The organism is Capnocytophaga catalasegens, assembly GCF_026005215.1.
Classification (GTDB): domain Bacteria; phylum Bacteroidota; class Bacteroidia; order Flavobacteriales; family Flavobacteriaceae; genus Capnocytophaga; species Capnocytophaga catalasegens.
Genome location: NZ_BPMA01000027.1, coordinates 62926 through 75510, shown reverse-complemented (window position 1 = coordinate 75510; position 12585 = coordinate 62926). Strand labels below are relative to the sequence as shown.

General features: G+C 34.9%; 12 protein-coding genes. 4 read left to right on the top strand and 8 right to left on the bottom strand.

The window, feature by feature from the left end; genetic code table 11:
• Window positions 1-441: 441 nt before the first annotated feature.
• From OO775_RS08725 to queA, 8 genes are all read right to left on the bottom strand, one after another.
• Window positions 442-834, bottom strand: coding sequence for an OsmC family protein (locus tag OO775_RS08725; protein ID WP_264846699.1), 393 nt, complete (start codon window positions 832-834; stop codon window positions 442-444).
• A gap of 3 nt (window positions 835-837) precedes the next feature.
• On the bottom strand, window positions 838-1371 hold the full coding sequence (locus OO775_RS08720; protein WP_264846698.1) for an NADPH-dependent FMN reductase: 534 nt from the start codon (window positions 1369-1371) through the stop codon (window positions 838-840).
• A gap of 28 nt (window positions 1372-1399) precedes the next feature.
• The gene (locus OO775_RS08715) at window positions 1400-2518 is read right to left on the bottom strand and encodes a glycosyltransferase family 4 protein (RefSeq protein WP_264846697.1); all 1119 of its coding nucleotides are present in this window, start codon (window positions 2516-2518) and stop codon (window positions 1400-1402) included.
• 55 nt (window positions 2519-2573) lie between these two features.
• Window positions 2574-4880 (bottom strand): hypothetical protein, encoded by a 2307-nt coding sequence (locus OO775_RS08710; RefSeq protein ID WP_264846696.1) that lies wholly within the window; start codon window positions 4878-4880, stop codon window positions 2574-2576.
• 1 nt (window position 4881) lies between these two features.
• Entirely contained in the window at window positions 4882-5361 is a 480-nt protein-coding gene (locus OO775_RS08705) for a hypothetical protein (protein WP_264846695.1), read from the bottom strand.
• Window positions 5355-7058 (bottom strand): hypothetical protein, encoded by a 1704-nt coding sequence (locus OO775_RS08700; protein ID WP_264846694.1) that lies wholly within the window; start codon window positions 7056-7058, stop codon window positions 5355-5357. Before OO775_RS08700 ends, OO775_RS08705 begins: the two co-directional genes overlap by 7 nt.
• A gap of 229 nt (window positions 7059-7287) precedes the next feature.
• Entirely contained in the window at window positions 7288-7614 is a 327-nt protein-coding gene (locus OO775_RS08695) for a 2Fe-2S iron-sulfur cluster-binding family protein (RefSeq protein ID WP_264846693.1), read from the bottom strand.
• Between the two features lie 17 nt (window positions 7615-7631).
• Window positions 7632-8681, bottom strand: coding sequence for a tRNA preQ1(34) S-adenosylmethionine ribosyltransferase-isomerase QueA (queA, locus tag OO775_RS08690; RefSeq protein WP_264846692.1), 1050 nt, complete (start codon window positions 8679-8681; stop codon window positions 7632-7634).
• Window positions 8682-8842: 161 nt separating this feature from the next.
• Here queA and ruvX point away from each other — a divergent pair, with 161 nt between their 5' ends.
• The 4 genes from ruvX to OO775_RS08670 all read left to right on the top strand — a co-directional run bounded on the left by ruvX (window position 8843) and on the right by OO775_RS08670 (window position 12560).
• Window positions 8843-9271: a Holliday junction resolvase RuvX gene (ruvX, locus tag OO775_RS08685; RefSeq protein ID WP_264846691.1), complete on the top strand. Its 429-nt coding sequence runs from the start codon at window positions 8843-8845 to the stop codon at window positions 9269-9271.
• A gap of 17 nt (window positions 9272-9288) precedes the next feature.
• Window positions 9289-10470, top strand: a complete 1182-nt coding sequence (locus tag OO775_RS08680) for a C1 family peptidase (protein ID WP_264846690.1) — start codon at window positions 9289-9291, stop codon at window positions 10468-10470.
• A gap of 122 nt (window positions 10471-10592) precedes the next feature.
• Complete coding sequence (flxB, locus tag OO775_RS08675) at window positions 10593-11327, top strand: flexirubin biosynthesis SDR family reductase FlxB (protein WP_264846689.1); 735 nt, start codon at window positions 10593-10595, stop codon at window positions 11325-11327.
• A gap of 6 nt (window positions 11328-11333) precedes the next feature.
• Window positions 11334-12560 (top strand): beta-ketoacyl-[acyl-carrier-protein] synthase family protein, encoded by a 1227-nt coding sequence (locus OO775_RS08670; RefSeq protein ID WP_264846688.1) that lies wholly within the window; start codon window positions 11334-11336, stop codon window positions 12558-12560.
• Window positions 12561-12585: the final 25 nt, after the last annotated feature.

Genomic DNA, 12585 nt, shown 5'->3' with positions numbered 1-12585 from the left:
TTAAAATTATTATTTTTGAAGTCGAATAGTCAATTAACTATATTTGTTTAACAATTCCAAAAATTTATATTTTTATCTCATACCAAAAACTAAATATTTTCCTTACAAAATAGGATATTTACTAATTTTTATACTAAAAAATAAAGAGGAGTTTCACAACTCCCCTTTACTAATTTTAACCACAAAATCTAATATATGAAAAACACTTTATATATTCTTTTGCAAAGATAAATGTTTTTCAAAAAAAAACAAATATTTTTCTATTGATTTTATCTATACTTGTATAAGCAGAATCAATATCTTTTTATTAGAAGTAATAATATTACTATCTGATGACTCGTATTCCATTAAGCACATTATATTTCACAAATATGTAACAATTACAGAAAATGAAGTAAAATATACCAATAGATTTACTTATATAATAAGACGCGATCCATTTTACAACAATTCTGTTTTTACTTCAATTTCGCCATGCAATAATTTGTGTATCGGACATGACTCGGCTACTTTCAATAATCTATCTTGTTGTTTGTTATCCAATGTGTTAGAGAATCCTATCTGGCGATTAAAAATTGCCTTTTGAGCTATTTTGTCATTTTCAACAGAAACATTTATTTCGATTTTTCCTAAGTCCCATTCCTTGCGATCGGCGTACATTTTTAAAGTCACAGCAGTACAACTTGCTAAAGAGGTTGCTAAAATTTCCAATGGACTGAAACCTTTGCCTTCTCCACCCAATTCGGTAGGTTCATCGGTAATTAGAGTGTTCTGTCCGGCTATTACTTCGGTGTAATAATTAGTATTTTCGAGAGTTGCCTTTACCTTTGCCATTTTTTATAAATTTATTTGTTCTTTAAACTCTTTTACTGCTTTTTGGTGAACTTCTTTGAGTTCTGTATTTACAATTCCTTTTTCAATATCAAAATTCTCACCAAATTTAGGTAAAGAGAAAATGGTTTTGATGTCGGCACCAAATTTCGGAAGTCCTGCTTTGGCTACATTAAGCACATTTCCACCACCAAATCCTCCTGGCGAAGTACTCATCAGAAACATTGGTTTGTTTTGAAAAAAGTTTCTTTCTATACGTGAAGCCCAATCCAATAGGTTTTTGAAATAAACTGAATAGTTCTGGTTATGTTCTGCCAATGAGCATACTAAAACATCGGCATTAGCAATGGCTTCTATAAAACGTTTTACGCCTTCTGGTTGTCCTTTTTTCTCTTGATCTACCGAAAACAAAGGAGCTTGGAAATCATTCAAATCCAACAAAATAACCTCATCATTTGAGAATTGTTTTAGTGTATATTTTACCAATTCTTTGTTTATGGAAGTTGATGAGTTACTTCCTGCAAATGCTACGATTTTCATTTTTTCTTTTGTTAATTATACGAATATTTTATCTATATGAAATTTTTTGATATACTTTTATAAGATTTTGAAAAACAGCTTTGTCTGTGAAATTCTGTGCATATTCATATCCTTTTTCGATAATAAAATTTCGTTTTGGAATATCAGAAAGCAATGTTTTTATATGACTCTCTATCTGATTTGCGGTTTGTTCATTCAAATCAACATATAGCGAATGGTTTCCTGCTGCTTCTGGGAAGCAACTTCCTTTTGAAGTTATAACAGGTACTTTGGAGAATAATGCTTCGATAATTGGTATGCCAAATCCCTCAAAAATAGATGGATAACAAAAAACACATGCCATTTGATAGATAATGGCAATTTCTTGCATTGGTAGATTTTCTAATACAATGACCCTATCTTGCATCTGATTTTCTTTGCAATAGGCTTGTATTTTATCATAATACTTTGTTTTCTTACCAATAAGTACCAGACTAATATCCAGGTTTGTAATAGCTTTGACAATTTCCAAAGCATTTTTACGAGGTTCTATGGCTCCTACGCTTAAAACAAATTGCTCAGGCAACTGATATTTCTGGCAGATTTGCTCTTTTTGTTGTTCAGAATAACTTTGTTTGAATGCCTTATGACAACCTTGATAAACAACCGATATTTTTTGCTCTGGAACACCCAAAAATGTGATTATATCTTGCTTTGTTTGTTCACTTATAGCTATAATATGGTGTGATTTTCGAGCTGCGTATCGAAATTTCAGAAAATGTATTTTTCTATCAAAAAAGGAATATAATTTGGGATATCGAACAAATATTAGGTCGTGAATGGTTACTATGGAACGTATGTGTTGTGAAATTCCTATCGGAATTTCACCCGAAAGCCCGTGATAAAGGTCTAAATGTTCATTTTTTGCTAATTTTGTTATCCCCATAAGCCTCCATAAGCCTTTGAGCTTCTTTCCCAAAAATGATTGCGGAGTAATAACTTTTGTGTATTCAGTAATAGTAACATCTTCTCGTTTTTTAGATTTCGGATTGAATAAAACAAGTTCATCTGATGTGTTTTCTTGTAAAATCCGAATTAGATCACGACTGTAATTACCTAATCCGCGATTGTTGTGGAAAGCTCTTTTGGCATCAAATCCTATTTTCATTTGGTTTAAATTATCAATCGTTTTTAAAATTCGTAGAAATAAGGCACTTCTGAGGTTATTTCTCCATAGGAAGCTTATATTTTAAAACAGCTTTATATTTTTTCTCTGGAATGATAGGGAAATTACGTTGCATAAATTCAACTTCCCAAGTAGGGTTTAAATTGCTACTAACATATTGATTTGCAATATATCGGCTTAAACTCGTCCAATCATTTCTGTAATATATAAATACATCATAACGATATGGAAAAGCTCTTTTAACTAACAAATTCTGAGAATTATTTTGTACATTTTCTGTATATGAATTTATTACAGAAATAGCTTCCTTCGGAGGGAAACCTATATTTTGATTTGGCATATTATCTCTTTTTAAAACACTGATAATCTGAGGATTTGTGTACAAATATTTTTTAAATACCGCATCATACGAATCGTCAAGTAAGGCTTCTGTATATAATAAAGGTTTATTATCGGTATATTCTGTACCTAAAAGTTCGATGATTTCAAATGACTCGTCGGTATTCATGTTATTGAATAAGGTTACTACATCTGAGGAAATTTTCAGCCAAAGTTTTCGCTCTGTTTTAAAAGTATTCATTTTTTGTTTGAGCGATTTGTATTTGCTGGTTCTGAAATTGTAGGTCAATCGTTCAAAATCTCCTTCTTTAACTGAGGCTTGGGCTTTGGTATTTCGAATAGTAGTCGAAGTTTCTCCTTCCAAATTATCATAACCGCTTTCAGGCTCTTTACTTGTTTTGGTAGTAGTTGCTTTTGTAGGTTTATTTGTTTTATTTTTTCTTTGACTTACGATTGAAAGGGTATATTTAGTTTCATTGTTCAATTTGGGCATTGTATAAGTTAGAATATTCTTTGCTGGGTCATAATGCGGTTTTGTAACAAGTTTATTTCCAGTATTATCAGTTAGTTGTAATTCAATATCCCAATTGTTAGATTCAAAAAAATAATCTTGCCCTTGTTTGAGTTGGATAAAAGCATTTTTTGTTTCGTCTTTGAAATAATTTTTTTGGTCGAGTACCAGGTAAGCGTATTGAATATTTTTATTAGGAATATACTCAGGTGCTACGCCTGTTGTAAAGGTACGCTCTTCGGTTTCAACGGCTTTTTTTCCATCAACCATTACCGTTTGATAGGAATTTCCTTTAAGTTCTTTGAAGCTTACCTGGGCTATAATTTTATATTGTGTAGTAGAAGAAAGCGTTTCGGTAGGAATAAAATTGGCTATATCAGTAGAATTACCAAATTGTAACTTCCCTTCAATAACATTTTCTTTACTATCAGTCATTTCAAGTTTTTCCAAATTGACAATATAGGTATGATCCCCGTCATCTTCGGGAATAACAATAGGTTTGTCAATTTCAAGATTGAAACTCACTTGCGGAGAGATGAAAACATCAATATTATTACTCTTATCCGAAGGCGAAACATCAGAAATAATTTTCATTCCTCCTAAAACTTGGTCTTGTGCCAATTCGCATTGTTCTCCAAATTCCATTTTCAGACGGAAACGACCTTTGATAAGTCCCCCCAACACATTATAGTAACCTCCCAAATAGCCTCTTGCCCAAAATGGATTAGGACCCGAATCTTGTAAAATAGCTGCTACACCCGCTTTGAGTATCAGAATATTTTTGCGTACGAAAAACAAACGAACTTTTATTCCTTCTTCACCCTGCAAATAGACATAAGTTTGTCCGTTGGCATACCAACCATTGATACCTAATTCGTCACTACGATTCTTACATCGTGCATTTTGATAGTTTTTCAGCATCATATCTGCACCTAATCCGGCTACAAATCGAGCATAGATAAATCCAGCATTGATATCGCCTGTATCAAAATTTAGATGCGCTCCAAAGGCAAATCCTTTACCTTCTTTGAGTTGGTTAAGGCTTTGCATATATCCTAAATCATTGGGTTTCAGTCCTAAGATTTCGGAAACTTTGGCAGGAGGTTGAGGAGTTTCGTAAATTTTTGTACCAACCATAAAATAACTTTGAGCTTTCAAACTCAAATTGCCAAAGCCAACCTGTAATCCCATCATTTCTCGAGAAGTACCAATGTGTATATACCAATCTTGTGGGTCAATATGAATAACTGCTCGTCCTGCGAAACCTCGGGTTCCTGTTCCTTTGATAATACCTCCGGCAACATTGATATACGCTTCCATATTGGCATGAAAAGCTTTATGATTGAAATCATAACTCATTGACATTTTAGCATAAATAGGAGCTTGTTTATGTCCGTCATTTTTATCTAACGAAATATCTACGTAAGAAGGCATATTGCTATTATCCATAGCTAAAAAATTCTCTATATCATCTGCTTTTTTGAGTTTTTTCATATCAACTAATTGTTACCTTTTTGGAAAAACCTTCTTGTAGAGACTCAAAAGGGTTGTCTATTTTGTCTTGCAGAGCATACATAATAGCTGCTTCACCATCAATACCTATACGAGCAAGCTCTCCATTTCGGTTGGTTTGTATGCTTAATACAGCCATAAAAGAAGCTATATTTTTACTTTGAAAATCTCTCAATACACCAGCTTTCGATCCCAGCTCTACAGATTCATCAGGAACAAGATTAAAGGCTTTATTCATACCAATAGAGCCATCTTTTTCATTTATTTTCAACATTGTTGTTCCTTTTTGAGGGCTCATTCGGTAATAAGCTCCTCCCACAAAACCTGTAATGGTTATATAGGTGGTTGGAATGTTCAATCCATCGACAGAAGCATCAAATCCCCAATATCGATATTCTCGACTACCAAAAACGGCACTTGCATCTACGGTTATAGCAGGATTATCAATATTTACAGCTAACATCGCCTTGAAACCATTTCCGTAAGTAGGTCATTTTTCATCAATTTGAGTTTTCCTGAAACGTTAGCCACTACTGCATCAACATTATTTAAAGCTAATTCACTAATTTCAAAAGTATTGTATTTCCAAGTAGATTTTTCTTTTTTAGCATAAATACTAAAACCTCCTTCGGCAGAAAATTTGTCTTTTTGTAAGCCTACACGAATACCAAAATTTAATGACGCTCTATTGCCTTTGAAATTGACATTAACATCTTTTACACTTACAGGAAAATTAGCCAGACGTTGCTCACCTTTGGCTCCGAAGTATTCAGCAGCGATGTAAGGCTCTTGTGTTTGAAGCGTAAATTTTCGAAACGTAATACCCTCAAACTTATAGGTATTTTTGTCTGTATCGTTTTCTTGTAAAGACATTTGTCCATCGAGAACTACTTTTGGGGCAAATTTTTTATCCTTTATTTGTAATTCAATATATGACGAAGGTTCAATAGTGGCTTGTGCTTTCCATAAGTCAAAACTAATTTTTTCCAAAGAAGATGCTTTGAGCATATAATCTTCATCGGTAAAAATTCCTGTAAAATGGATTCCTTTTTGGCTTGTATTTTGTTTTTTGTCAGAAGGAATCGTATTGGTATCATCTGTATTTTCAGAGTTTTCAACCGATTGAATGGGTAATAAAATTCGTCCCGAAAGAGCTCCTCCTTTGATTTTGGAAGCTATAAAATCAGCTTGAATAAAATCTAAGGAATAACGCCAAGCGTGTTCTCCTCCCACTGTAGTTCCTTCGCCAAGCGAAATTAAATTTTCAGCAGAAAAACTCCCTGATACACCATACGAATCTAGAATAAAACGTTCTGCCGAAAGACTTACTCTTGCATCTGATTTTTTGAATTCTTCTGGTAGAGTAACTCTTAATTTGCCCATATAAAATCCGCGGCATGATTCAGGTTTAGCTACTAAATACTCTTCATAGCCAGCAGGCAAAGACATTCCTTCGGCATTGTGTGTATCGCTCATATCAAGTACAATATCTTCTGCTTGAAAAACAAAAGCACCTCGGTCTGTTTTTAAAACCTGTTTAGTAATAGCAAAAGGGGGTAGAGATATTTTTAGCAAAAGATTATTCCAATGGTCGGCTTTTACAACCACAGAGGTTTCAACTTGTTTGTTAAAAATAGGAGTATAGTTTTGTATATCAATAGGCACTATCAACTCTGGTGATACTCGTACAAGCCCATTTAGAGCAATTTCTTGAAGTCCATTACAATCGAATGTAATATATGTATTTGTGTCAATATTTCCTCCACGAAGCAGAAATTCCCAATTTTTGCTTGAACTCACTGTTACATCTCCCAAGAGAGAGAGTCGCATACTTCCTACTATTTTTCCTTGGTAAGAAAAAGAAAGCCCCGTGGCTCCAAAAAAAAGTTGTTTTTTCCCATTAGGACTTTGGCTATCGGGTACTGTCAGTCTTGCATAAGCATTGACCAACGTTTGTTCAGGCAAAAAAGTAGCTTGTGTAACAACAATGGCATATTCCATTCCGTCTTTGGTTTCTCGTATTCCCACCGGAAGTTCAGTAATATCTTCTAGTGATTCTGCCCAATGAGTTTGTTCAAAAACGCTTGATACAGATTCTTGTGCAGAACTATTTTTGAAAAATAAAAAAAATATAAATCCAAAAAGGAAAAAACGTACCATGAATAATAAATTTTTTATATGATAAAAATTATTAAGAATTCAAATAAACTACAAAAATATAAAAAAATTATATAAATTATTTCTTTTTGAAGATTTTTTTTAAAATAACATTTTGTATTACAAAAAAGACAGCAAGTATAATTATCTAATCACTATAATTATAACATTATTTCTTATTTTAAAATAAAAATTCCCATAACATTTTTATGGGAATTTTTTAATTATCTCTTTATGGGTAAGGAGCTAATATAACTTGTAGACCATCAGTCTCTTGAGTTATCGGAATTTGGCAACCTAATCGACTGTTTTCTTTTACGTGATAAGCCTCAAAGAGCATTGCCTCTTCTTGGTCTCCTTTTGCAGGCAAAGGGGTATTACTTATTACGTAACATTGACACGAAGCACACATTGCCATACCTCCACATACGCCTATTTCGCCATCTTCGGCAATCTCATAGGCACGGATAACCTCCATCAGCGACATATTCATATCGGTAGGGGCTTCTATTTCGTGCAAAATTCCTTTGCGGTCAGTTATTTTGAGAGTTACGTCCATTTTTATTGAAATTTCTTCTATAAAATAAGCATTGCATCACCATACGAAAAGAATTTGTACTTCTGCTCAACAGCTTCTTTGTAGGCTTTTTTCATAAGGTCGTGTCCCATAAAGGCTGAAACCATCATCAGTAAAGTTGATTTGGGTGTATGAAAATTGGTAACCATACAATCAGCTACACTGAAATCATAGGGTGGATAGATAAATTTGTTTGTCCAACCTCTATACGGATTGAGCATTCCTTGTGAAGATACAGAACTTTCAATAGCTCGCATCACAGTAGTACCAATAGCACACACACGATTTTTGTTCGTTTTGGTGGTATTAACTATCTGGCAAGTTTCGTCCGAAATATAAACTTCTTCGCTATCCATTTTATGTTTTGAGAGGTCTTCTACTTCGACAGGATTAAATGTTCCTAACCCAACGTGCAAGGTCAATTCTGCAAAATTAACTCCTTTTATTTCAAGGCGTTTCATCAAGTGTTTCGAAAAATGCAACCCTGCCGTAGGTGCGGCAACAGCTCCTTCGTGCTTAGCATATACAGTTTGATAACGTTCTTGGTCTTCAGGTTCTTCGGCTCGGGTAATGTATTTTGGTAAAGGCGTATGCCCTAATTCGATGAGTTTATCTCGAAATTCTTGATATGATCCATCGAATAAAAAACGTAATGTTCGCCCACGCGAAGTCGTGTTGTCTATCACTTCGGCTGTTAATTTTTCAGCTTTATCGAAAAAAAGCTTATTTCCAATACGGATTTTTCGAGCTGGGTCAACTAAAACGTCCCAAAGGCGCTGGTCAGCGTTGAGTTCTCTAAGCAAAAATACTTCTATTTTTGCATTGGTTTTTTCTTTATGTCCGTAAAGACGCGCAGGAAAAACTTTGGTATTATTTACAATAAATGTGTCTCCTTCATCAAAATATTCAATGATATCTTTGAACAGACGATGTTCAATTTTCTCAGTTTTTCGGTGAACCACCATCAGACGCGCCTCATCTCGATTCTCACTGGGATATTCTGCCAATAATTCTTTTGGAAGGTCAAAGTTAAAATTAGATAATTTCATTCAGTAAGTATTTGTATTTTAATCTAAAAACGTTTCTCAAATTGGGGTGCAAATATACAACATCTAACCACCGATTGTCAAGTTTCTTAACAAAAAAATATTGATTCTTGGTTTTGTTGTTTTTCTGATAAAAAAAATGTAATTTCGCACCAAAAACAAAAATGGCACAATTACTTGCTATTGATTATGGAACAAAACGTTGCGGAATTGCTTCAACAGACGACTTACAGCTTATCGCCTCAGCTTTAACTACGCTTGCCACAAACGATTTACTTCCTTTTCTGAAAAAATATTGTTCCGAGCAAAATGTAGCTCTTATTGTTGTTGGACAACCCAAACAAATGAATAATACTCCTTCTGAAAGCGAAGTACATATACAACAATTTATAGAAAAACTACATAACGAATTACCTCACATTCCCATAGAACGTTATGACGAACGATTTACCTCCAAGATAGCTTTTCAAACCATAATTGATAGCGGAATTGGCAAAAAACAACGCCAAAACAAAGCCTTGATTGATGAAATTAGTGCCGTTCTTATCTTGCAAGGCTACATGCAATGGAATTCTAAAAATAACCAAAAATAATACTAAATTTTATACCAATGAAAAAAATAATCTATTCCTTGATTTTTGGGTCATTTTTTATAGGCTCAGCACAAGATAATCTTATCAAATCAGTAGAAGGAAATCATAGTCAAAAAGCTGGTTTTCAATTCACTACAATTATCAATTTGGAACGTACCGAAGTCAAAGATCAAGGTAGTAGTGGCACGTGTTGGAGCTATACAGGAGCTTCTTTTTTGGAAAGTGAAATGATACGCATGGGTAAAACTCCTGTTGATCTTTCAGAAATTTTTACGGCACGTAATACCTATATAGAGAAAGCCAAACAATATGTTCGTATGCACGGACATCTTGATTACGGAGACGGAGGCGAACTGCACGATATTATAAACATATATGCTAAATATGGAGCTGTACCTCAGCAAGTGTATTCTGGACTTAATTACGGCACTACACGCAACAATTTTGATGAAATGCAAGCCGGACTGAAAGGTTTTTTGGAAGGAATTGTTAAACGCCCCAATGTAAAAAAATTGACTCCTAATTGGGACAAAGCCTTTATTGCAGCGCTTGATGCTTATTTAGGTGAAGTTCCCGAATCTTTCTTTTTCAACAACAAAAAATATACTCCTGAGAGCTTTGCCAAAGAAGTCGTAGGTATCAATCCGCTTGATTACATTGAGTTTCTGTCTTACGAAAATCAACCCAAGTACCAAAATGTACTTATGGCTGTTCCTGATAATTGGAGCTATGACTGGGCTTTTAATATTGAAATGAATGATATCATTCAAATTATAGACAATGCTTTGAAAAAAGGATATACTATTGCGTGGGCTTCTGATGTAAGCGAGCGATATTTTAGCTGGCGTAACGGAGTAGCTTTTGTACCAGAGCAAGATTGGGACGATATGACTCCCGAACAGAGAAATACCCTTTTTGACAATCCTCCAACAAAAGAGCGAACTATCACTCCGCAAATCAGACAACAGGCTTTCGATAATTGGGAAACTACCGATGACCACGCTATGCACATAGTTGGGCTTGCCAAAGACCAAAACGGGCGCGAATACTATATTGTAAAAAATTCGTGGGGTATCAATAACGATTATCAAGGATATTTATATGTAACCAAAACTTTTGTAACTTACAAAACTACGGCTCTTTTAGTCCATAAAGATGCTGTTCCCAATGCGATTATGAAAAATTACAAAAAGAAATAAACTTAGTTTACAACTTACAAACAAGGTCATTATTGCTGGTTGAATCTGCCCAAATGTATTCTTCTTAAAAAATTTGTATTTTTAAGAAAAATGCCGTATTTTTGCAAAATTTAAGACTCGAAATGACAAAATGTATACTTGTAACAGGGGGTTCTAGAGGAATTGGACGTGCTATATGTGAAAAACTAGCAACAGATACTCAATATCACATCATTATCAATTACCAATCTAATGAAAAAGCAGCCTTAGAAACTTTACAAAAAGTAAAAGACTTGGGGGGGGCAGGCGAAATTCTTAAATTTGATGTGGCTAATGTTGATGAAGTAAAAAACGCACTAACAGAATGGGAACTACAAAACCCCAATACCATCGTTGAAGCCATTGTAAATAACGCAGGAATTACTCGTGATAGTCTTTTTATGTGGATGTCTTATCAAGATTGGGACAAGGTTATCAAAACCTCACTTGACGGATTTTTCAACGTAACTAACTTTTTTATACAAAAAATGCTTCGCAATCGATATGGGCGAATTGTCAATATCGCTTCGGTATCGGGAGTAAAAGGTACCGCTGGACAAACGAATTATTCTGCTGCCAAAGGAGCTTTGGTGGCTGCTACCAAAGCCTTGGCACAAGAGGTCGCTAAGCGTAATATAACGGTCAATGCAGTTGCCCCAGGGTTTATTCGTACCGATATGACTTCTGAACTTGATGAGAAAGAACTAGTAAAACTAATTCCCTCAGGCAGATTTGGTGAAGCAGAAGAAGTAGCCGATTTGGTAAGTTTTTTAATCTCTCCAAAATCAGGCTATATCACAGGTGAAGTTATCAACATAAATGGTGGCATTTATTCGTAAATAGCTATGAGAAATAGAGTTGTAATTACAGGAATGGGTATTTATTCTTGTATTGGCACATCGCTTGATACAGTGCAAAATTCCCTTTACAGAGGTATATCAGGTATTCTTTTTGATGCACAACGCAAAGATTATGGATTTCGATCTGCTTTAACAGGTTGGGTAGAATCGCCTGATTTAAAACCTTTTCTAACGCGCAGACAACGTGTTTCTATTGGACAAGAAACCGAATTTGCTTATATGGCTACCTGTGAGGCTCTTCGTTTGGCAAAAATTGATAAAGATTTTTTTCAAACCAACGAAGTGGGTATTTTATACGGAAATGATAGTACTGCCAAAGCCGTTGTTGAAACTACTGACAAAATTCGAGAAAAGAAAGACACCACACTCGTAGGCTCGGGAGCTATTTTCCAAACGATGAATTCGACCATAACAATGAATCTCTCAACCTTGTTTCAGCTTCGTGGAATAAATATGACAATAAGTGCCGCCTGTGCTAGTGGGTCTCACTCGGTCGGATTGGGTTATTTTCTGATAAAAAATGGATTGCAAGAACTAATTATTTGTGGAGGAGCACAAGAAATAAATCCCTACGGAATGAGCAGTTTTGATGGATTGGGCGTCTTTTCAATGCGAGAAAACGAACCTACCAAAGCCTCGCGCCCATTCGATGCAAATCGCGATGGTCTTGTACCCAGTGGTGGAGGTGCTACACTTATTCTTGAGAGTTACGAATCGGCCATAAAACGCGGTGCTCACATACTGGCAGAGGTTGTCGGATATGGTTTTTCTTCCAACGGAGGACACATCTCTACGCCCAACGTTGAAGGGCCTGCAATGGCTATGCAACGGGCTTTATGTGAGGCTGATATGCCTGCATCGGAAATTGATTACATCAACGCACACGCTACTTCAACTTTACTTGGTGATGCCAATGAAGCCAAAGCGATTTATCAGGTTTTTGGCGAATGTAATACTCCTGTAAGTTCTACAAAATCAATGACTGGACACGAATGTTGGATGGCGGGAGCCAGCGAAATTATCTATTCGATACTAATGATGAATAACGACTTTATTGCACCCAATATCAATATTGAAACCCTTGATGAAGATAGCAAAAAACTGAATATTATCACCGAGACCCAGCAACGTAAAATAAATTCTTTTCTATCCAATTCGTTTGGTTTTGGTGGAACAAATTCGGCTTTGATACTAAAAAAATTTAAAAAATAATTCTTTTGAATTTGTCCAAAACTTT

Excerpts from the sequence above, each read along its gene's own strand:
- OO775_RS08725 (WP_264846699.1), bottom strand. The coding sequence starts at position 834 with ATGGCAAAGGTAAAGGCAACTCTCGAAAATACTAATTATTACACCGAA.
- OO775_RS08720 (WP_264846698.1), bottom strand. The coding sequence starts at position 1,371 with ATGAAAATCGTAGCATTTGCAGGAAGTAACTCATCAACTTCCATAAAC.
- OO775_RS08715 (WP_264846697.1), bottom strand. The coding sequence starts at position 2,518 with ATGAAAATAGGATTTGATGCCAAAAGAGCTTTCCACAACAATCGCGGA.
- OO775_RS08710 (WP_264846696.1), bottom strand. The coding sequence starts at position 4,880 with ATGAAAAAACTCAAAAAAGCAGATGATATAGAGAATTTTTTAGCTATG.
- OO775_RS08705 (WP_264846695.1), bottom strand. The coding sequence starts at position 5,361 with ATGTTAGCTGTAAATATTGATAATCCTGCTATAACCGTAGATGCAAGT.
- OO775_RS08700 (WP_264846694.1), bottom strand. The coding sequence starts at position 7,058 with ATGGTACGTTTTTTCCTTTTTGGATTTATATTTTTTTTATTTTTCAAA.
- OO775_RS08695 (WP_264846693.1), bottom strand. The coding sequence starts at position 7,614 with ATGGACGTAACTCTCAAAATAACTGACCGCAAAGGAATTTTGCACGAA.
- queA (WP_264846692.1), bottom strand. The coding sequence starts at position 8,681 with ATGAAATTATCTAATTTTAACTTTGACCTTCCAAAAGAATTATTGGCA.
- ruvX (WP_264846691.1), top strand. The coding sequence starts at position 8,843 with ATGGCACAATTACTTGCTATTGATTATGGAACAAAACGTTGCGGAATT.
- OO775_RS08680 (WP_264846690.1), top strand. The coding sequence starts at position 9,289 with ATGAAAAAAATAATCTATTCCTTGATTTTTGGGTCATTTTTTATAGGC.
- flxB (WP_264846689.1), top strand. The coding sequence starts at position 10,593 with ATGACAAAATGTATACTTGTAACAGGGGGTTCTAGAGGAATTGGACGT.
- OO775_RS08670 (WP_264846688.1), top strand. The coding sequence starts at position 11,334 with ATGAGAAATAGAGTTGTAATTACAGGAATGGGTATTTATTCTTGTATT.